Raw genomic sequence first — 19,908 nt, 5'->3', positions numbered from 1 at the left:
TTGCGCATGGCGATATGCGCGGCATGCGCCTATGCACATGCCAAAACGGCACTTCCGTCGTGCCACGGCCTGTGCCTGCGGGAGGCAGCCACCCTATATTGGGGGGCGACTTGCCGGGCAACGGCGTTCATCATGCATGGGAGACAGCGCACGCCCCACAGGACCCACGCATGGAACCCATCGCCCCCCAGCCGGCGCAGCGCACGCTGCGCCACACCCGCCAGATCCAGTGCCGCGGCTACCACCGCACCGATGGCCTGTTCGACATCGAGGCGGAAATGCAGGACATCACGCCGCTACCCACGTCACTGCCGTTCGCCAGCGTGCCGGCCGGCGGGCAGATCCACCACATGCGCTTCACCATGACCATTGACGCGGAACTGGTCATCCGCGGCATCGAGGCCCGTACCGAGACCGCGCCAACGCCGTGGTGCGCCGCCATCAATGCCGCCTACGCCGCGCTTGCCGGTCTGCGCATCGGCAAGGGCTTCCACCGCGAGGCCAAGGCGCGCCTGGCCGGCGCCAAGGGCTGCACGCACCTGACCGAGCTGCTGGGCCCGCTGGCGACCACCGCCATGCAGACGGTCATGTCGATCCAGCGCGACGCCACGCCGTGGCACACCAGGCTGGAAGGGCACGGCCCCATGCCGAAGCCGTGGGTCCTGGACAGCTGCCATGCCTACCGGGAATCCGGCGAAGCGGCAGCGGTGGTGTGGCCGCTGCACCGGCGCGCGGCCGCCTAGCGGCGGAAGAGCCGCCGCGCTTGCACGCTATTCGGCGGTGATGTTTCCGTCCTTGATCACCTTTGCCCATGAGGCGAGTTCCTGAGACACGAACCTGTCCAGGGACGGAGGGTCCATGTACGCGGCGAATCCCCCCTGCTCTTCAATCTTTCGTCGATAGTCCGGGCTTTCCACGGTCTTCCTGATCGACGCCGAGAGTTTCCTGACGACGTCAGGCGGTGTTCCTGCCGGTGCGAAAACGGCGAACCACGATTCAACGTTGTAGCTTGGCAATCCCGCCTCGGCAGAAGTCGGGACGTCGGGCATCGAAGGATGGCGCCTGGGACCGGTGTAGGCCAGCGCCTTGATCTTTCCGGCCCTGACCTGGCCGATGACCGATGGCGGCGTGGTCACGAACATGTCCACCTGGCCGCCAATCAGGTCGCTCACCACAGGGCCGGCGCCCTTGTACGGTACGTGCGTCAGCGGCACCTGGGCTTGCTTGCCGAACATGACCCCGGCGATATGTTGAATGGACCCATTGCCAGACGACGCATAGAACACGCCCCGACCATCCTTCTTGCCAAACGCAATCAGGTCGCGAAGGTTTTGTGCGGGAATCTTTCCGCTGACGGCAACCACATGCGGGGCACGCATCACCAGCGCAACGGAAGTAAAGTCAGCTGGCTTCCAGCGCGCCTGGGGAAACAGCGCCGGATTCCCAACGTGGTAGCCCGAGTACTGCATGAGGAGCGTATAGCCATCGGGCCTGGCTCGTGCGACGGCTTCAGTACCGATGTTGCCACTTGCGCCAGGCCTGTTCTCGATCACGACGGGCTGGCCCAGGTCCTTTGACAATTGCTCGCCAATCAGCCGCGCAACAATGTCGGTCGACCCTGCAGGTGCGCTCGGGACGATCATTGTGATGGGCTTGCCCGGATAGGCATCGGCAGCAAACGCCGGCGAGGCCGCCGCGAGCACGAGCGTCATCACGGAGGCTTTCATGCTCCAGTTCATGTTCTGTCTCCTATCGAAGTATTTATCGACATATTTGCCGGAACGGATTTCATCCATCCCGGCTCTTTTGCTGGTTGCCTGTTACTTCCTGAACAGCGCTTCCATTTCCTTGCGTACGCGGTACGCCGGCTGTTCCGCGTCGATGACAACGTCATCCCAGGTCAGGGACTGGTCCTTGGGCACATCCCGACGCAGCTTCAGGTGGTGGGCCAGGCCGAGAGGCAGGCTGCCAACGCGCAGGGATTCCCTGGCGGGGAACAACTTGCCAAAGACCGTGTAGCCGCCTTCGCCATCCAGCATTTCTCCTGCCTTCAGGTCGCGCTTTGCCGTGGCGACCACATCAGCATTGAAGTGCTGGCCTACGCCGGTGGGCTCGCGGCGCAACCCCACGCTTGCCACGGAGATGCCGAGCTCCAGGCCGATGAGGTGCCATTTCTTGTACTGCACCATGCATCGGCCATCGGGGTCGGTAAAGACCTGGTACTCCTTGAAGCAGCGGCGGATGTACTCGGTCGGTGCCTCGACGCAGACCCAGACCCCCTTGCGGATGTCGTAGCCCACCGACGTGCCGTCGGGGTTCAGCGACGACACCACATCGACCACACCTTTCGCCGACAGGACTCCGCCTTCTGACTTGAGCCGCATGACGGTTGGAATCTTCTCGACAGAAGCCGGCGCAAAGGTAATGCCTTCGGCCTGTACCTGGAGCCCGGTGGCATTCGCAATCGCCGTGCTTTCAATAGCCGGCTTCGAGCCGTCGAGGAAGGCATTGAACATCTTCGGGTTCATGCCGCCGATGCGCGCCTGTTCGGCCGTCACGCCCCAGTGGTCCCAGACCGTATCGGGCGTCGATTCACGGAAGTGGGGCAACCATTTGTGGCCGCGGCCCGCAGCGATGACAGGAAAGCCGCAGGTACGCGCCCAGTCGACAAGCTCGCAGGCCAGGCCAGGCTGGTCACCATAGGCAAGCGAGTACACCACCCCAGCCTCGCGGGCGCGATGAGCGAGAAGCGGCCCGCAGAATGCGTCGGCTTCCACGGTTACGTTGATGACGTGCTTACCGTGCCTGAAGGCGGCCAGGCAGTGGTCGACCGCGGCAATGGGGTTGCCCGTGCACTCGATGATGATATCGACGCCAGGGTGTGCGACCAGTGCCTGCCAGTCATCGCCAACGTGCGTCGAGCCCGTGCGCATGGCATCGTCCAGCGAAGCTGCCTGCGCGCGACCAGCTTCCCAACCCACTCGGTCGAGGCTGGCATGGGCGTTGGCGGGCACCAGGTCGGCAATGCCCACCATATGCACGCCAGGCGTGCGCGGCACCTGCGCCAGGTACATCGAGCCAAATTTCCCTGCGCCGATAAGACCGACGCGCACGGGGTTTCCCTGCTCGGCGCGAGCGAGCAGCTGAGGATAAAAGTTCATGGTCAATCCGGTGTGGTTGAAGCGAACAGGTGTCAGCTACGAGGCTGGGCGAGGAAGTCAAGGTCGCAGCCTTCAGGCGCCTGCATGACGGTGCGCTGATAGAGCTCCTGATAGCCACCGCGCTTTCGCGGCAGCGGCTTGCGTTCGGCCAGGCGGCGGGCAATCTCCTCCGGCTCGACCAGCAAGTCGATCGTCTTCTGCGATACCGACAAGCGAATCCGGTCGCCGTTTCTCACCGCTTCCAGGGGACCCCCGGCTGCCGCTTCGGGAGAGACGTGCAGCACGATGGTTCCGTAGGCGGTGCCGCTCATGCGTGCATCCGAGATGCGCACCATATCCTTCACGCCCGCCCTGGCGAGCTTCGACGGAATGGGCAAGTAGCCGGCCTCGGGCATCCCCGCGGCGAGCGGGCCGGCGTTCTTCAGCACCAGGATGTCGTCAGCGGTGACGTCGAGGTCGGGTGAATCGATGCGGTTTGCCAGGTCTTCCAGACCCTCGAACACCACGGCGCGGCCTTCCTTCTCGAACAGGGCGGGCGTTGCCGCGGCGCGCTTGAAGATGGCGCCATCGGGTGCGAGGCTGCCGTGCAGTGCGATCAGGCCACCCACGTGGCTTATCGGTTCAGAGAAAGCGCGGATGACCTTGCGGTCAACCCAGCCGGCAGGCTCGTCAAGGCGTTCACGCAATGTGCGGCCATCAACGGCCAGGCAGTCCAGGTTCAGCAAGGGACGCAGTTCGCGCAGCACGGCTCCCATGCCGCCCGCGGCATGGAAGTCCTCCATGTAGCCCTCGCCCACCGGCTTGAGGTCGACCAACACCGGCGTTTCATCCGAGATTTCGTTGAGGCGTTGCGGGCTGATGCGGATGCCAAGGCGACCCGCCACGGCAGTCAGGTGAATGATGGCGTTGGTCGAACCGCCCAGCGCCATCAGGACACGGAAGGCGTTCTCGACTGACTCCTGCGTCATGATCTGCGAGGGCAGGAGAGGCGAATGCGCAAGCCGTACGGCCGCCCTGCCGCTCTCTTCGGCGGCCACCAGGCGCTGGGAATCCACCGCGGGAATTGCAGCCGTACCCGGCAGCGACATGCCCAGGGTCTCGGCGATGCATGCCATCGTGCTGGCGGTGCCCATGACGGCACAGGTGCCTGCGGTCGTCGCCAGACGTGTCTCCACGGTCTGGATCTCGCACTGGTCGATTTCCCCCGCGCGAAACTTGCCCCAGAAGCGGCGGCAATCCGTACATGCGCCCAGTCGCTCACCCTTGTGCCGCCCCGTGGACATTGGGCCGGTGACCAGCTGGATGGCGGGGCGATTGGCGGAAGCGGCGGCCATCAGCTGCGCCGGCACTGTCTTGTCGCAGCCACCAATGAGCACGACCGCGTCCATGGGTTGCGCGCGAACCATCTCCTCGACGTCCATGGACATCAGGTTGCGGTACACCATGCTGGTCGGGTTGAGGAACACTTCGCCCAGCGAGACGGTGGGGAACATGCGCGGCAGGCCGCCGGCAGCCAGCACACCGCGGGAAACGGCTTCCACGAGTTGCGGCATGTAGCGATGGCAGTTGTTGAAATCGCTGGGTGACGCGGCAATGCCGATTACCGGTCGGGACAGCAGTTCATTGGAGATGCCCATCGAATGCGCCATCGAGCGGCGCAGGTAACGCGCAAAGTCGCGGTCACCGTAGTTGGTCAATCCGTTGTCGAGGCCAAGCGGTTCAGCCATGTTACGTCTCCGTGTGGGGTGCTGCGGCGCTGAACTGCACGGCCAGCATGTCTTCAAAAAACCGAGTCATCGAGCCCTTGTCACTAGCTCCGTGGCCGGTCAACAGGCTCATCTGGTAGGTCGCGGTGGCCGCGGCAAGCACCGGCATCGGGATGCAATGGCGGGCGCCCAGCTCGGCTGCGCTGACCAGGTCCTTGTAGGCGGCCTGAAGCGGATAGCCATCGCTGAAGTGGCGCGCCAGGATGCGAGAAAGGAAGAACTCCGACGCATAGCTGCGTCCCGTGCCGCTATTGATGACCGATGCAATCTTCTCGGCATCAAGCCCCATTCGCCGTGCCATCGGCAGGATCTCCGCCAGCGCCGCGCAGTTGATGTCGAAGAGCAGCTGGTTCACGAGCTTGGTGAGCTGGCCACTGCCGGCGTCCCCCATGTAGAGGATGTTGTTGCCCATGCGCTCAAGCCATGGCTTCACCGTCTCGAACGCCTCCTTCGCACCGCCACACATGACGGTCAGCGTGCCGGCTTCCGCGCGCGATTGCATTCCCGACACCGGGGCATCGAGGAACGCGATACTGGCCGCCGCCAGACGCGAATGAATATCCAGCGTGGCGCCATGCTCCATCGTGCTGGTATCGACCACGACGGCGCCCGGACGCAGCAGGCTTGTCAGCCCGCCCTCGCCGAACAGCACGTCCATCACCGCCGCGGTGCCGGGCAGGCTCAGGAACACAATTCGCGCGTCGGCGATGCCAGCCAGGGACTCGGCCGTCGTGGCGCCAGCGGCCTGCAATGCCGGATAGGCGTCCCGCACTTTCGACGTGACGCGCAGGTCCGTATCGGCATGCAGGAGATTCAGGGCCATCGGCTTTCCCATCTGGCCGAGGCCAACGAAGCCAACGATGGTGCGGTCGGAATTTGCGGCGCTCATGCGTCGGCCCTCTCGGAGATTTCGATCAGGTTGAGGTCGGGGTCGCGCAGGTAGATCGAGCGAATGCGGTAGCTGGCCCCGGTACGGGCCACTGGCCCTTCGATGATTTGCGCGCCCCGGGCATGCAGTCGCGCAATGACTTCATCCAGCGGAACCGCCGCGATAAAGCAAAGGTCCAGGGCGCCTGGTACGGGAAGATGGGCTTTCGGCTCAAACTCCTTGCCCTTCACATGCAGGTTGATTTTCTGCTCGCCGAACTTGAAGGCTTTGCGGCCTTCGCCGAAGGTCTCGAGGGCCATTCCCAACAGGCCGACGTAGAAGTCGACACACGCTTCCTCGTTGCTTGTGGTCAAGACCAGATGGTCCAGGTGATGAATCACCAGCGTCTCCTTTCTTGCAGTTTCGCGAATGGCTCGAATGTATGCGGCCAAAAGGAGGCGGAGGAATGCCTGATTTCGCATGGATCCTTCGCGTTTTGCGAAGGGAGACGGCAGTGCTGACTGCTAAGATGCCTGCATGTCACAGGACCTCATCAATCCTGCCCGTGTTGATTTCGTCACTTTGCGGCTGTTCTGTGCAGTGGCGCAGACGGGCAGCATCACCAAGGGCGCGGAGCGGTGCAACCTGGCGCTGTCGGCCGCAAGCAGACGGATTTCGGACTTCGAGGCCGCGTCCAAGGCAATCCTCATGGAGAGGACGGTTCATGGCATCCGGCTGACACCCGCCGGTCACGTCGCGCTTCAACACGCGATGCGCCTCTTCCAGGGATTCGAGCTGTTCAGCAATGAGCTGAGCGAGTATTCGAATGGGTCGCGGGGGCATGTCCGGCTCTGGGCGAACATGTCCGCCCTGGTCGAATTCCTGCCTTCTGCGCTAGAGAGCTTCCTGCACCTTTACCCAGACACCCGTGTCGAGGTCGAGGAGCAACTCAGCGGTGACATCGTCCGTGCAATCGTGGAAGGAATGGCCGACGTAGGCATATTCGTCGAGGGGCCGCCAACGCACGGCCTGAACGTGCTTCCCTACCGGACCGACCGCCTCGTCGTGCTCTGCTCGAAGACGCACCCGTTGGGCGGCGTCGACGAAATCGACTTTCGCAGCTGTCTTTCCTATGATTTTGTGGGCCTGAATCGCGGAAGCTCTTTGCTCAATACCATCTCCACCGCGGCGCACGACATTGGCTTCCCATTGCGGCTGCGCGTCCAGGTCCGGAGCTTTGATGCCATGTCCGAGATGATTGCTTCGAATCTGGGGATTGGCGTACTCCCCTTCGGCGCATGCTTCAGAAAGCTCGAGCCGCTGGGCCTGAAGGCGATACGCCTCGTGGATGACTGGGCAGAGCGAAGGCTGCTCATCGCCACGAGCGCCTCCCGCGCCCTGTCTGGCTCGGCTGCACTGCTCGTCGAACATTTGGGCAGGGCGCCCGATTGAATGATCAGCCTCAGTTGAGATGGCGCGCCATGTAGTGGGTGCGGGCGCCAAAGCTGCGCAGCAAGTTCAGGGACAATTGCGTCTCGCGAACCAGGCTGTCGACCGGGGTCAGGCTGAACCCATGCCGGGCGAAAAAGCCGGGGTGTTCGTTGGTCAATACCGTGGCGTTCGAGCAGCCGCAGGCGCGCGCTCTCATCAGCAGTGCGCTGACGATGTAGGTAGCCAGCCGGTGTCCGCGAAATTCCGGCAGCACCGCCGCCGTATGGATGGCGAAGGTACGGCCGTACTGCTCCCCATACGCGCAGCCAATAATCCGTCCGCCAAGCTCTGCCACATGGTAGAGCCTGCTGACGCCGCCCGCGTCAGCGAGCGTCAAGCCGCAAGTCTCCAGCACCCCTGCAATGGCTTCCATATCATTTCCCGAAGCCGCACGGAGTCGAACGTCTCTGATCATTTTGAACGCAGCGCTATGGCACCTCGCCTCTTCAGAGAGTAGTCGTTCGACCAGCTTCTGGGGGCAGGCACACCGAAAATCGCAGACTATGCCGTGGTGCAGACATGGCTGTCATCACCCAAACAAGTGGGTAGTGCGGGCTTGCGCACATGATGTGCAGCAGTCTGCACGCTTAGGCCGAGCTTCGGCTGTCATCTGTAAACAGCAGGCGCCTGCACTGTGGAAGGCGTCCAAGTCCTCGATTCGACCAGGCGGGGCAGCTCGGCAACCGTGCCAATGGGTTCTATGCCCAACGCTGCCAGCCGCTCCACCAGTTCCTCGAAGACCTCTTCCTTGCGCAAGCACCAGGTCGAGGCGAAGCAGCGCCAGAACGTCCAGCCCGCGCGCTCCAGAATGCGCTGCCGGTTCATGTCGCCGGCCCAATGTTCCGGGCCATGGTAGGCATCTCCGTCGCACTCGATGGCCAGGCGCGCGTCGTTGGCGCCCTCGACCACCATATCCAGTCGGTACGCCCCGCTCTTCACTTGCGGGATGACCCGGTAACCGCGCTGTACGAGCTTTGTGAAGACCTCGCGTTCGAAGCCGGATTCACACAGTTTGACCAGGCCGTCCTGGTCGCCCACATCTTGCGCGACCTTTGGCTTGCTGAAGTGCTCGAGCAGCGTCATCCGGATGTCCTTGTCGGAAACCTGCTCCGCCGTCACGGAGCGGACCAGGTACATCCGGTCGCGCGCGCGGCTGGCGGCCACGTTGAAGCGCTGGTCGTAGGCGTTCCCCGAGAGCGGGTGGCAGCGTTCGGGGTCAGCCACCATCGACAGGAACATGATGTCGCGCTCGCTCCCCTGGAAGGTACGCGCATCACCGCAGTCGAACTCGCGGCGCAGGAGTTCGGTGGCGGGGCAACGCTCCCGAACCATCGCATCGATGAACTTGGCCTGTTCCATGCCCAGCAGGGAAACCACGCCGATAGTGCGCCCGGCATAGCGCTCGTCTTCCAGGATGGCGCAGATTTCCGCGGCAATCGCTTCCGCTTCCAGCCGGTTGCAGTCGTGCCGGTCCCGCATGCCGCCCGGCACGTGGATGTCGATGAGCGGCGGGTCAAGGCGTTGCGACGCCAGCGGGATGCGCAACGGCTGGATTGCGCCTTTGTAGAACTGGTTGGAGTACGCAATGATGGGCGGCACGCAACGGAAATGCTCGCGCAGCATGACCTGGTCAGCGGCAAAGACCCGCGCAGCCAGGTCGTAGAGCGACTTCTCCGGCGTCATGTCCTGGCCGTAGGGCTGGTCGCTCAGGAACCGGGTGCGCAACTCGTCAATCGCGGCGCTGGACACGAAACCGCCATCCGGAGAGACCTGCTTGTCGTCGCCCACCACCAGGACTTTCTTGGCACGCACGATTGCCGGTAGCGCCCACAGGTCGGACTGGGAGGCCTCGTCGACGATGACCAGATCGAAGGCGCCGATGTCAGCGGGCATCGACTCTGAAATCTTGGCGTGGCTCATGATCCAGCATGGAACCGCGCCCGCGGCGTCCAGCATCGACTGCTGCGCGTCGCGCCGGTAGCGCACGGCATTGGGCCCGGTCCCCTTCCCGATGCGCCGGATGGCCGTCGCGTAGCCGGCCAGCGCCTGCAGCACCTTCGGGCTGGCATTGCGCTTGGTCGCCAGCCAGGCTGCCTTGCCCACGACATCCTTGTACATCTGGGCCAGCGCGGCCTCAAGATCCGTGCGCCGGGCATTCAGCGCCACCAGTTCCTTGCGTGCCTCGATCTTTTCCAGGTGCGTGCGTATGCGAGCCCAGTTCCAGGCCTCGCGCCAGGTGGCAGGGAATGCCGGATCCTCCGCCCCATTGGCCACTGGCACGCATGACACCCTTTCGGCAATGCGCGCACCGCCTGCTGCATGCAAGCGAGCGGCGCACGCCTTCACCCGGCCGATGACAGGGGCGAGCCCGCGCACCCGACGCAGTTCCACCATCAGTTCGGTGTACTCCGCCGCGACCCGCGCGCTTTCCTTCTGCGGACTCCCCAGTGATTCGTCGATGAAGTCCTGCAGCTTCTGCGTGACCGGCCCGCCCTTGCCGGCCAGCCGTTCCTGCAACTGGCTAAGCGCGATTGCTGCCTGCGCCAGTTCCGCGCGTGTCAGGTGCTGCATGATATGGCCGCGAACGACCTCATAGTCCTCATGGCTGCCGAACGCCAGGCCCGCGGGCGGGCGTGCAAAGACGGCTTCGCCTGCCCGGTGCAACAGCGCGTCGAACCGGGTCGCCATGCTGTGCGCCTTCCTGGCTGCCGCGGTGACCAGCTCCACCATGCGCAGTTGAGCGACGCCGCCCAGCAAGCCGGGCAGTTCAAGGACCTCGGCCACGGGATTCCAGCGGCTGGAGAAGGAGAGCACCTGCTCGTGCAGTTTCAGGTAGGACTGGACATGTTGCCAGTCGTCATGGGATGACGGCGTCAGGCCATTCACCTTCACCCTGGCAATATGTTCCTTCGCTTCCCCCGCGCCAAACGCCATGAAGCCGAATGGCTTGCCAGTCGTGGCCGCGCGCCCCACGGCCTCGACCGTCCTGGCATGGGCCAGCGCTTCCGAAGGAAAATCCACCGGCCGCTTCATAAAGGCCGAACGCGCCTCCACCAGACGCGCCGCATCGTCGAAGAGCGCCACCAATGCGCCGATTTCCGTGGCATATGACGGCTGCGCGCACTTGCGGCGCAGTGCCCCGGGCCATTCTGCTTCAGCCTCGGCCATGGCTTTCAGCGCGGCCTGGGCTTCGCCAAGCTGGGCCAGCAGCGCGCGGGCGGACTGCAGCACATCAGGCGTCAGCGCCCGCAGCGCAGGGAGTTCGCCAGTTTGCGTCGCGGCATCAAGCGACTTCAGCTTGCACAGGTGCGTGTGCAGTTGCGCAATATCGGCTGGTTGCGGCAATTCGTCCGGGCTGGGAAGGTCCGCTGCCAGGTAGGCCAGGTCCGCTCCAAGCTGGCGCCGGTCTTCGCGCAACCGCGCCGATTCCTCGGTGGAAAGCGGTGGCGCGTGCTGCGGATCCAGCGACAGTTCATCATCAAACCATGCATATTGCGGTGCGCCCTTGACGACGAGCTCGGCCAGTTCCTCAGCCCGGTAGCTCGCGCCGTCGACCGGGGTCTCGGCCAGCTGCTGCATGGCGATTTCGTCCACGCGCCGGTCAATGCTGACCAGCTCATGGTGCGTGTGGTCGATGGCCCGATGCATCCGGTCGATTTCGTCCCGCGTCGCCTGCGGATCGAGCTGCGAAACCTGATGCTGGATCGCCTCGATGGAAGCCTGGAACTGGCGGATGCCATCGCGATCGCCGGCCAGGAGCGCAACCGTCAGCGGCTGGACTTCCTTGGGAATCTTGCCTTGCAGTACCTCCAGGGCCGGTTCGCCCTTGGACGTCACCAGCACCCGCTTGCCGGTCGCCAGGTAGTGGCAAATGATGTTCGCGATGGTGTGCGTCTTGCCCGTGCCCGGCGGGCCTTGCACCGTCACGCCGGCGGCGCGCTCCAGGCGCTGCACGATGGTGACCTGCTCCTGGTTGTAAGGCAACGGGAAGTACAGCTCCCTGGTCTCGCCCTCGCCTGCCCCACCTGCCCCACCTGCGCCACCGATGCCGCGTCCCGAGAGCCCACGGAAATTGACCGCATGGTGGTCGAGCGGCGTATCCGAAGGCGGCGTCACCAGGGCCAGCGGACCATCGGGAATCTCGCAGCCGGCTTCCAGCTTGCCGCGGATATTCTTCAAATCGGCAACCAGGTAGTTGTTCGATTTCGGGCGAGTGAACAGCACCCAGGAATCGCTGACCACCAGATGCTCCCCGGCACCTGGTGCGTCTTCACCCCTGGCAAGGACCTCCACGTAGCTGCCTCGGCTGTCGAGGTTGCGCGCGACCAGTTTGAGCACGTCGGCGTAGCTTGACGCCGAGAACGGGGAAACCGGTGTGTCCTGGTGCCGGGAAAGATGCGCCTGCATCGCTTTCTCGCACTCCGAAGCGCCGTGGATGCCACATGCGACGAAGCCATCCATTTCACAACCAGGCTCGGCAGCGCGCGGCCGCACCTCCAGGGACATCGATTCCGTGTCCAGCGAGATTTCAAGCGGCTGGGTCAGCAGCGGATACTGGAAGTCAAATGGCTTTCCCTCGAAGCCCAGCTTCCAGCTCGCCATGCCCAGGCCCCAGACAAATTCGACCGGGTTCGCGGTCTGCTCGGCATGCAGCTGGTGTCGCAGCGCAAACAAGTCGCTGTAGAGCGAAATGGTTTTGCGCCGGGGCTTCTCGCGCGCGGCCCACTCCTGCCATTTGCTGACATAGGCGACAAGCGCGGCCTCGGCTTCCACACGCAGGTTGTCCGCCAACGCCAGATGCTCTGCCTCCGGGGCATCCTTCTGTGCGTTGCGAATCAGTGCGTCGAGCGCGGCCTCGATGAGTTGAGGCAGCTTGCCGCCGGGATCCGCATCTATGCGGAAAGCTTTACTGAATCGCCCGGAATCTGGCGTGGGTGGCGCAACTTCTTCCAGGCGTTCGACCTTCAGCCAGATGTGGTCGCCTTCTTCCTGAACGTCAAAGCAGACGCCAGGCAGGTTCGCCAGGTCTTTGGGGAAAAGCCGCGGCAGGGCCGATTTCCCAATCTGGAAGGCCCGCGGGTCGATGTCTTTGAGTTGCTCTTCGATATAGACGAACAGGCGATGGAGCAGCTCGCGCGGCGAAATGGACATGTATTACCTCGAATTTATGATGCGGCCAGCCTGACCGGTGCAGCCTGTCGTCGTAGGGCAGCTATTTGAGCAATATTTCGGCGGCTTCTCAAGGCGCAAGCAGCGTGGCCGGTAAAGCGGAGACATTGCGCTGTTGGTACTTGCAGACTGCGTGGAACGCAGGCCTATTTTCGATGCATCGGCGATGCCGATCGGCGTTACGCCAATTCAAGGTAAAGCTTCTCTGACTCCCGTTGGACAAGGGAGGTTCGCAACCCGCCTGCCCGTCGCCTGGCAGCAGTCCGAACTGACTTCTTCCCCATGTCCGGCTCTATACTGTGCATTGCACCCTTCACCCGGAGCCGAATCATGGATTACACCCCCGGTATCAGCCAGCTGGCCGGCCTGCTCGCCGACCCCGGCCGCGCCGCGATGCTATGGGCCCTGATGGATGGCAGCGCGCGCCCCGCGGGCGAACTGGCGCTGATCGCCGGCCTGTCGGCGTCGTCCACCAGCGGGCATCTGGCGCGGTTGACCGAGGGCGGGCTGCTGGCCGTGGAGACGCGCGGGCGCAACCGGTACTACCGGCTGGCCGCGCCGGAGATCGGCGTGGCGATCGAGGCGCTGGCGTCGGCGTCGCTGGCCAGCCGGCCGCCGCGGCTGCGCGACGTGCCGGTGTCGCGCACCGCGCCGCCGGCGCTGCGGCAGGCACGTACCTGCTACGACCACCTGGCCGGCGAGCTGGCGGTGGGGCTGTTCGAACGGATGACGCTTAGCGGCTGGCTGGTGCTGGACGCGCAGCGCGTGGAGCTGAGCAGCGACGGCACGCAGGCGCTCGCCGGGCTGGGCATCGACATTGCTGCGGCGCGGCGCAAGCGGCGCCAGTTTGCCTGCACCTGCCCGGACTGGAGCGAGCGCAAACCCCACCTCGGCGGCGCGCTGGGTGCGGCGCTGCTGGGCAGCCTGCTGGAGCGCGGCTGGGTCGAGACCACGCGCACATCGCGCGCGTTGCGCGTGACAGCGGCGGGCCAACGCGAGATCATGCGCATCGCGGCATGAATCGCGGCATGAATCGCGGCATGATCAAGCCGCACAGCACCACAGGAGATCTCGCATGGCCACACCTCTGGACGATGACACGCAGGACGCGCTCGCGCGTTTCTTCGCCCTGATCAACCTCGATGACAGCGCGCAGACCGCGGCGCAACTGTCGATGTTCGAAGACGCGCTGCTTGACGCCGAGGACGACGACACCGACGGCGGGGAGCTGCTGTGGGTGGTGCGCGAAGTCATCGACTGGCAATCTGGCTTCTTTGTCGACTGGAAGGACTGCCAGTCCTTGATCGGCTGCCTGAACCAGCTGTGCGAGCGCATCGACCTGGAAATCGACTGGGGCACGGACGAACCCGAGGAAGAGTCGTTCCTGGAAGGCACCAGCGTGCCCGAGCTGATGGAGCTGGCGCATAACCAGCTGCGCGTGGCCGGCTATACGCTGTGGAACTGGGATACCGGCGGCGACGCCTACGCCGGCTGGATCACGCGCAGCGAGGACGATGAAGAGATGCTGGAGCTGGCCGAGCAGCTGCGCTTCGAGGTCCGGCCCGCGGACCAGCCTTACTGAGCCACGCGCCGGGCTATGGCGGCTACGGCGCCAGCGTTTCCCGCTTGCGCGCCGGCGGGCGCCGCGTCTCGGGCACGCCGACGGTCTGCTCCAGCACGTCCAGGAACACGCGCACGCTGGCCGGCATCAGCTTGCGCGCCGGCATGAGCACGTAGACCTTGAGCGGCGACGAGGCATAGGCCGGCAGCACCCGCACCAGCTGGCCCTGCTCCAGCTGATCCTGCACAAAGCGCGGCGACAGCCGCGTCACCCCCAGCCCGTCGATGGCCGCCTTCAGCCGCAGCTCGGCGTTGTGGGTACTCATGCGTGGCTCCACGTCCACGCGCGCGATCTCGACGCCGTCGCGCAAGAATTCCCAGTGCTTGTCATCCGCGTTGCCCAGCGTGGGCCAGCCGTGCAGGTCCTGCGGCGTGCGTGGCAGCCCGCGCGCGCGGATCAGCCCCGGCGCGGCGTAGAAGCCGCGCTCGATCAGCACCACGCGCTTGCTGGCGAACGAGGTGTCGTGCAGCCCGGTATTGGTCATGACGAAGGCCAGGTCGTAGCCATGACGGACCAGGTCGGGCTGGTCCCAGCTGACATCGACCTGCACGCGCAGGCCGGGGTGCGCACGCAACACCCGCGTCAGCGTTTCCGACAGGTGCTGCGAGCCGACTTCATACGGGGTGGAGATGCGCAGCACGCCGCTGACCTCGGCGCTGCCCGAGGCGGCTTCGGCACTGATCTCATGCAGCTCGGCGAACAGCGGCGCGACCCGGTCATACAGTTGCTGGCCGCGCTCGGTGACACGCACCCGGCGCGTGGTGCGCTCGAACAGCCGCGTGCCGAGCTGGCCTTCCAGCCGCGCCACGGCTGCGCTGGCGGATGACTTGGGCACCTGCGCCAGTTCGGCGCCCTGGGTAAAGCCGCCGCCTTCCACCACGCGGCAGAAGACTTCCCAGTCTTTCCAGTCGATTGTCTTCATGCGGGAGTGGGAGCGGTGGGCGCGGTGGGGGTTGGAGGCGGCAGCCATGGAGGGACGGCATTGTCCCACAGTGTGGACAATAGCGCCGATCAATGCAAATGCCCCGCTGCGGCGGCCCCGTCGACGCAAATACACCTTGAGAACTTGCATGTAAACGCTCTAAAACAATCGATACGGTGCAGTGCCTGCAATCCGACGCCCGCCAAGAATCCAGGAGACCCGCGCCATGACCCAGCCCTTCCCGCCCCTGGCCTGCCTGGCCGGCAATTTCGCCCCGATCCTGATGGAGTGCGATGCGCACGACCTGCCGGTCAGCGGCGAGCTGCCGCGCGCGCTGCACGGCACGCTCTACCGCAACGGCCCGAATCCGCAGCACGCGCCGCGCGACGACCACTACCACTGGTTTATCGGCGACGGCATGGTGCATGCCTTCCATATCGAGGACGGCCGCGTGCGCTACAACAACCGCTGGGTGCGCACCAACAAGTTCGAGCGCGAACGCGCCGCGGGACGCGCGCTGTTCGGCAGCTGGGGCAACCCCGCCACCACCGATGCCTCGGTGCAGGGGCAGGAAGACGGTGTCGCCAACACGCATATCGTCTGGCACGCCAACCGGCTGCTGGCACTGGAAGAAGCCGACCTGCCGGTCGAAATGGATCCGCACACCCTTGCCACGCGCGGCAACTGCACCTTCGGCGGCGAACTGGCGGGTGCGTTCACCGCGCATCCAAAGATCGATCCGGTCACCGGCGAGATGGTGTTCTTCGCCTATGCGGCCGCCGGCCCCTTCACGGCGATGATGCGCTATGGCGTGGTCGATGGCGATGGCCGCCTGGCGCGGCTGGAACACTTTGAAGCGCCGTATGCCAGCATGGCCCACGACTTCATGGTGACGCAGCGGCACGTGCTGTTTCCGGTGATGCCGCTGACCGGCAGCATGGCGCGCGCCAGGCGCGGCGAGCCTGCCTATGCGTGGGAACCGCAGATGGGCACGCATATCGGCATCCTGCCGCGCGGCGGCAGCGTGGCTCAGATGCGCTGGTTCCGCGGCGAGGCATGCTACGTGTTCCACGTGATGAACGCGTGGGACGACGGCGAGCGCATTGTCGCCGACGTGATGGAATACCCGCGTGCACCGTTGTTCGGCGCCGCGGAGGGCGCGGACAATCGCGCACGGCTGTGCCGCTGGACCTTCGACCTCGGCGGCAATACCGACACCTTCACGCGCTCCTGGGTCGACGACATGCCGGGTGAATTCCCGCGCATCGACGAGCGCTTTGCCACGCTGCCCTGCCGCCATGGCTACTTCGCCTCGCGCCAGCATGACGCCAGCGTTCCCGGCACCTACGACACGCTGGTGCACCTGGACCTGCGTACCGGCGCGCGGCGCAAACATGCATTGCCGGCCGGCGACCTGGTGTCCGAACCGGTCTTCGTGCCGCGCGCGCCGGACAGCGCCGAAGGCGACGGCTGGCTGCTGGCTACCGTCTATCGCGGTGGCGAGCATCGCAGCGACCTGGCGGTCTATGACGCCGCTGCCATCGAGGCCGGCCCGGTTGCGCTGGCACACCTGTCGCATCGCGTGCCGTTCGGCTTCCACGGCAGCTGGCGGTGCGCCGCGCAGCCCTGAGACAAGCGCTTACCCGACGCTTAGCCGAACGCTTACCCGAACACTTACCCCAAACACCTACTCGAACAGGATTACCGAACGCGCCAGCTCGCCACGGCGCAGTTCGTCGAAGGCATCGTTGATGCGCTCCAGCGGCAGGCGCTGCGCGATCAGCTCGTCCAGGTGCAGCCTGCCGGCCATGTAGAAATCGACCATGCGCGGCATGTCCACCGGGAAGCGGTTCGAGCCCATCAGCGAGCCCTGGATGCGCTTCTCGGCGAGGAAGTCGCTGCCCTTCAGTTCGATCTTGACGCCCGGCGCGATCATGCCGATCACGGTGGCCGTGCCGCCGCGGTGCAGCATGGCAAAGGCCTGCTCGGTGGTCTGCTTCAGGCCGATGGCCTCGAAGGCGTGATGCACGCCGCCGCCGGTCAGCGCGCGCACGGCATCGGGCACGTCGGCATTGCCGGCATCGATCACGTCGGTGGCGCCGAACTTGCGCGCCAGTTCCAGCTTGGCCGGCACGCGGTCGATGGCGATGATGCGGCCGGCGCCGGCTATCGCGGCACTGTTGACCGTGGCAAGGCCAATGCCGCCGCAGCCGATCACGGCCACGGTCTCGCCCGGCTGCACCCTGGCGGTGTGGATCACTGCGCCCATGCCGGTGGTGACGGCGCAGCCGATCAGCGCGGCGCGGTCCAGCGGCATGTCGCGGCGGATCGCCACCAGCGCGTGTTCGTGGATCAGCATCTGCTCGGCAAAGGCCGACAGGTTCAGGAACTGGTTCATGGGTCCGCCCTGCCGTGCCGTCAGGCGCGGCTCCTCGCCTTCCCGGCGGCGGGTATCGGGCTCGACGCACAGTGACAGGTGCCCCGTCAGGCAATGCTCGCAATGGCCGCAGTACGCCGACAGGCAGGTGATGACGTGGTCGCCGGGCCTGACCGTGCGCACCTCGGCGCCAACCTGCTCGACCACGCCGGCGGCCTCGTGTCCCAGGATGGCCGGCATCGGGTACGGATAGGCACCGTCCAGGAAATGCAGGTCAGAGTGGCAGACGCCCACGGCAGCGGTGCGCACCAGCACTTCGCGCGGGCCGGGCTTGCCGATGGCAACGTCTTCGATCACAAGCGGGGTCTTGGGTTGATGCAGGACGGCGGCTTTCATAACGCTCCTTTGCGGCGGGCGTGCCGGGGCGGCACAGTGCAATGAAGCCAAAAACCATATCCGCAATCCATGGTTCAGGGAAGGCGCATGGCAGCAGCGCCACGATGTTTACAACTCTTCCTTGATCGGGAGCACACGCAGCACGCCGATGCCCAGATGTTGCAGCGCACCCATGCCCGGCTCGCTGTCATAGGTGGTGAGCTGCCCGCTCTCGCGCGTGGTCCACGTCAGGCGTGCGTTGTTACCGTCTGCATCGGTGCGCACGCCGATGCGGTAGGCCATGTCGAGCAGGCCGTCCTCGGTGGACTTGATCATGCGCTCGGCAAGTGCCGGGCTGTCTAGCACGATCCCCATCTCGGTGTTCAGCTTGGCCGAGCGCGGATCCATGTTGAGCGAGCCGATGAACACCAGGCGCCGGTCGACGATGTAGTTCTTGGCGTGCAGGCTGGCGCGGCTCGACGACATCCAGGAGCGCGAGCGCGAACCCTTGGCGGCCTTGCCGCGCTGCGCCAGCTCGGCATTGGCGCTGGGCTTGAGTTCATACAGCTCGATGCCGGCGGCCACCAGTGCCTGACGGTGCGGGGCATAGCCCGCATGTACGGCGCTGACATCGGTGGCGGCGAAGGAATTGGTCAGGATGCGCACGCGGATGCCGCGCTTTGCCAGCGCGATCAGCCAGGCCTCGCCGTCGTCGTCGGGGACGAAGTATGGCGAGATCAGCAGGACTTCCTTCTGCGCGCCGCTGATCATCTTCTCCAGGCGGGCGGTGGCATGGCCGGGTTCGTCATGGGTCTGGTGGGTGATCTTGGCGGCCTTGTCCGAGACCACCGTGGCCTTGCCGGTGTAGGCCGGCATATGACCGCTTTCGATGCCCTTGGCCAGGCCCGAATCGAGCAGTTCCTGCACATACTGGCTGGCCTTGGCCTGGTCGCCACGCGCTTCGAGCCGCTTGCGCAGGTTGCGCATTTCCACCGGCGCCTCCTTGCCCTCGGGGATCAGCGCCACCACCGGGTAAGAAGATTCGTCATTCCAGTATTCATCGAAGACCGCCGAAACCTGCGGCACCGCAGGACCGGCGATCAGCACGTCGAGGTCGCTGAAATCCATGTCGGTGCGGGCGGAGAAGTAGGCGTCGCCGATATTGCGCCCGCCCACCACCGACATCTGGTTGTCCACGGTCATCGACTTGTTGTGCATGCGCCGGTCCAGCCGGCTGAAGTCCCCCAGCAATTCCAGCCAGCGCAGGCTGCGGTTGGCGAACGGGTTGAACAGGCGCACTTCGATATTGGGATGCGAATCGACCGCCGACAGGATCTTGTCCAGATCGCCGCCGGTGCGCAGGTCGTCGAGCAGGATGCGCACGCGCACGCCGCGGTCGGCGGCGTCGATGATGTCGCCCAGCACCGCGGCGCCGGTGCCTGTGGGCTCGAGGATGTAGGTCTGCAGGTCAAGGCTGCGCTGGGCGGCGCGGGCCATCGCCAGGCGCGCGGCCAGCGCATCGGGGCCGGACGAGAGCGGGTAGAACAGCGACTCGCCAGGGCGCTGCGCGAGACGCGGAGCCAGTGCCTTGCCCAGTGGCGTGTCGGCGGTGGCGGCCGGCGCGTTGGACGGCGTGCGTTGCGCCGCTGCCGGCAGGCTGGCGCATCCGGTCAGGAGCATGGCCAGCACCACGGCCAGCGTGATCGCCAGCGGCAGCCCGCCCAGCGGCAAGCGCTTGCGGCAGGTCTCGAACGGATAGTGGCAGAAGAAAGTCTGGAACATCCATGGATCTCCCTGCGCCGGGAAGGCGCTGGCCCGGGACGCGCCGTGCAGACGACTGCACACGGACTGCATGTGGCGTGCCAGACCCGCTATCACGACAATACACCGCGCAAACAGGTGACGGCAGCGGTGCCATTCCTTTCCGCGCGGGGTCGTTGTCCTACATGGCTTGTGCAACGCGACATGGATTGCGTTGCGCGCATGTACTGCGGTTGCATCAAGGTTGCGGCTTTTCCTGCGCTGCATTTTCTCTTATGATCCGGCCGCGTAGCCGGGCTGTATATACCGCCCGGTATGCTGCCCGGCAGGCCGCCCGGTAGGCCGCCCGACAGCGGCGCCGGTTGCGGTACCGACGTGGGTACCGACGGCGGCACCG

The 19,908-nt window shown here is 65.3% G+C and carries 15 protein-coding genes; 5 read left to right on the top strand and 10 right to left on the bottom strand.

The genetic code is table 11. The features are described from left to right. Positions 1-170: 170 nt before the first annotated feature. Positions 171-743: a DUF2889 domain-containing protein gene (locus LPA45_RS26725; RefSeq protein WP_116319077.1), complete on the top strand. Its 573-nt coding sequence runs from the start codon at positions 171-173 to the stop codon at positions 741-743. Positions 744-770: 27 nt separating this feature from the next. Here the strand turns inward: LPA45_RS26725 and LPA45_RS26720 are convergent, their stop codons facing one another. The 5 genes from LPA45_RS26720 to LPA45_RS26700 form a co-directional block, all read right to left on the bottom strand. Continuing rightward, a complete protein-coding gene (locus LPA45_RS26720; RefSeq protein WP_317924711.1) occupies positions 771-1,739 on the bottom strand; it encodes a tripartite tricarboxylate transporter substrate binding protein in 969 nt (322 codons plus the stop codon). An 81-nt stretch (positions 1,740-1,820) separates the two neighbouring features. After that, positions 1,821-3,161, bottom strand: a complete 1,341-nt coding sequence (locus tag LPA45_RS26715) for an NAD(P)H-dependent oxidoreductase (RefSeq protein WP_116319079.1) — start codon at positions 3,159-3,161, stop codon at positions 1,821-1,823. A 32-nt stretch (positions 3,162-3,193) separates the two neighbouring features. Further along, entirely contained in the window at positions 3,194-4,888 is a 1,695-nt protein-coding gene (locus LPA45_RS26710) for an IlvD/Edd family dehydratase (RefSeq protein ID WP_317924687.1), read from the bottom strand. 1 nt (position 4,889) lies between these two features. After that, entirely contained in the window at positions 4,890-5,816 is a 927-nt protein-coding gene (locus LPA45_RS26705) for an NAD(P)-dependent oxidoreductase (RefSeq protein ID WP_317924689.1), read from the bottom strand. Next, positions 5,813-6,196 carry a VOC family protein gene (locus LPA45_RS26700; RefSeq protein ID WP_116319082.1) on the bottom strand — a complete coding sequence of 128 codons (384 nt, stop codon included), beginning with the start codon at positions 6,194-6,196 and terminating at the stop codon, positions 5,813-5,815. Before LPA45_RS26700 ends, LPA45_RS26705 begins: the two co-directional genes overlap by 4 nt. Before the next feature lie 136 nt (positions 6,197-6,332). Here LPA45_RS26700 and LPA45_RS26695 point away from each other — a divergent pair, with 136 nt between their 5' ends. Further along, the gene (locus tag LPA45_RS26695) at positions 6,333-7,247 is read left to right on the top strand and encodes a LysR family transcriptional regulator (RefSeq protein ID WP_116319083.1); all 915 of its coding nucleotides are present in this window, start codon (positions 6,333-6,335) and stop codon (positions 7,245-7,247) included. 10 nt (positions 7,248-7,257) lie between these two features. Here LPA45_RS26695 and LPA45_RS26690 read toward each other — a convergent pair whose 3' ends face one another. Both LPA45_RS26690 and LPA45_RS26685 read right to left on the bottom strand, forming a co-directional pair. Next, the gene (locus LPA45_RS26690) at positions 7,258-7,659 is read right to left on the bottom strand and encodes a GNAT family N-acetyltransferase (RefSeq protein ID WP_233528099.1); all 402 of its coding nucleotides are present in this window, start codon (positions 7,657-7,659) and stop codon (positions 7,258-7,260) included. 233 nt (positions 7,660-7,892) lie between these two features. Beyond that, a complete protein-coding gene (locus LPA45_RS26685; protein ID WP_317924693.1) occupies positions 7,893-12,437 on the bottom strand; it encodes an AAA domain-containing protein in 4,545 nt (1,514 codons plus the stop codon). Positions 12,438-12,785: 348 nt separating this feature from the next. On the opposite strand from LPA45_RS26685, the gene LPA45_RS26680 reads away from it, so the two are divergent. Together LPA45_RS26680 and LPA45_RS26675 are read left to right on the top strand one after the other, a co-directional pair. Further along, positions 12,786-13,475 (top strand): helix-turn-helix transcriptional regulator, encoded by a 690-nt coding sequence (locus LPA45_RS26680; protein WP_116319086.1) that lies wholly within the window; start codon positions 12,786-12,788, stop codon positions 13,473-13,475. Between the two features lie 55 nt (positions 13,476-13,530). Continuing rightward, positions 13,531-14,037, top strand: a complete 507-nt coding sequence (locus LPA45_RS26675; RefSeq protein WP_116319087.1) for a hypothetical protein — start codon at positions 13,531-13,533, stop codon at positions 14,035-14,037. A 22-nt stretch (positions 14,038-14,059) separates the two neighbouring features. Here LPA45_RS26675 and LPA45_RS26670 read toward each other — a convergent pair whose 3' ends face one another. Beyond that, positions 14,060-14,998 carry a LysR family transcriptional regulator gene (locus tag LPA45_RS26670; RefSeq protein ID WP_116319088.1) on the bottom strand — a complete coding sequence of 313 codons (939 nt, stop codon included), beginning with the start codon at positions 14,996-14,998 and terminating at the stop codon, positions 14,060-14,062. A 226-nt stretch (positions 14,999-15,224) separates the two neighbouring features. Here LPA45_RS26670 and LPA45_RS26665 point away from each other — a divergent pair, with 226 nt between their 5' ends. Further along, positions 15,225-16,628: a carotenoid oxygenase family protein gene (locus tag LPA45_RS26665; protein ID WP_317924696.1), complete on the top strand. Its 1,404-nt coding sequence runs from the start codon at positions 15,225-15,227 to the stop codon at positions 16,626-16,628. Positions 16,629-16,685: 57 nt separating this feature from the next. Here the strand turns inward: LPA45_RS26665 and LPA45_RS26660 are convergent, their stop codons facing one another. Next, on the bottom strand, positions 16,686-17,771 hold the full coding sequence (locus LPA45_RS26660) for a Zn-dependent alcohol dehydrogenase (RefSeq protein ID WP_116319090.1): 1,086 nt from the start codon (positions 17,769-17,771) through the stop codon (positions 16,686-16,688). A gap of 108 nt (positions 17,772-17,879) precedes the next feature. Next, complete coding sequence (locus LPA45_RS26655; protein ID WP_116319091.1) at positions 17,880-19,532, bottom strand: phospholipase D family protein; 1,653 nt, start codon at positions 19,530-19,532, stop codon at positions 17,880-17,882. Positions 19,533-19,908: the final 376 nt, after the last annotated feature.

The organism is Cupriavidus sp. Agwp_2, assembly GCF_040784895.1.
Classification (GTDB): domain Bacteria; phylum Pseudomonadota; class Gammaproteobacteria; order Burkholderiales; family Burkholderiaceae; genus Cupriavidus.
Note: the sequence above shows the minus strand (reverse complement) of the source record. Positions and strands in the feature narration are given on the sequence as shown.

Excerpts from the sequence above, each read along its gene's own strand:
- LPA45_RS26705 (WP_317924689.1), bottom strand. The coding sequence starts at position 5,816 with ATGAGCGCCGCAAATTCCGACCGCACCATCGTTGGCTTCGTTGGCCTC.
- LPA45_RS26725 (WP_116319077.1), top strand. The coding sequence starts at position 171 with ATGGAACCCATCGCCCCCCAGCCGGCGCAGCGCACGCTGCGCCACACC.
- LPA45_RS26690 (WP_233528099.1), bottom strand. The coding sequence starts at position 7,659 with ATGGAAGCCATTGCAGGGGTGCTGGAGACTTGCGGCTTGACGCTCGCT.
- LPA45_RS26680 (WP_116319086.1), top strand. The coding sequence starts at position 12,786 with ATGGATTACACCCCCGGTATCAGCCAGCTGGCCGGCCTGCTCGCCGAC.
- LPA45_RS26665 (WP_317924696.1), top strand. The coding sequence starts at position 15,225 with ATGACCCAGCCCTTCCCGCCCCTGGCCTGCCTGGCCGGCAATTTCGCC.
- LPA45_RS26720 (WP_317924711.1), bottom strand. The coding sequence starts at position 1,739 with ATGAACTGGAGCATGAAAGCCTCCGTGATGACGCTCGTGCTCGCGGCG.
- LPA45_RS26675 (WP_116319087.1), top strand. The coding sequence starts at position 13,531 with ATGGCCACACCTCTGGACGATGACACGCAGGACGCGCTCGCGCGTTTC.
- LPA45_RS26710 (WP_317924687.1), bottom strand. The coding sequence starts at position 4,888 with ATGGCTGAACCGCTTGGCCTCGACAACGGATTGACCAACTACGGTGAC.
- LPA45_RS26655 (WP_116319091.1), bottom strand. The coding sequence starts at position 19,532 with ATGTTCCAGACTTTCTTCTGCCACTATCCGTTCGAGACCTGCCGCAAG.
- LPA45_RS26695 (WP_116319083.1), top strand. The coding sequence starts at position 6,333 with ATGTCACAGGACCTCATCAATCCTGCCCGTGTTGATTTCGTCACTTTG.
- LPA45_RS26685 (WP_317924693.1), bottom strand. The coding sequence starts at position 12,437 with ATGTCCATTTCGCCGCGCGAGCTGCTCCATCGCCTGTTCGTCTATATC.
- LPA45_RS26670 (WP_116319088.1), bottom strand. The coding sequence starts at position 14,998 with ATGAAGACAATCGACTGGAAAGACTGGGAAGTCTTCTGCCGCGTGGTG.
- LPA45_RS26660 (WP_116319090.1), bottom strand. The coding sequence starts at position 17,771 with ATGAAAGCCGCCGTCCTGCATCAACCCAAGACCCCGCTTGTGATCGAA.
- LPA45_RS26715 (WP_116319079.1), bottom strand. The coding sequence starts at position 3,161 with ATGAACTTTTATCCTCAGCTGCTCGCTCGCGCCGAGCAGGGAAACCCC.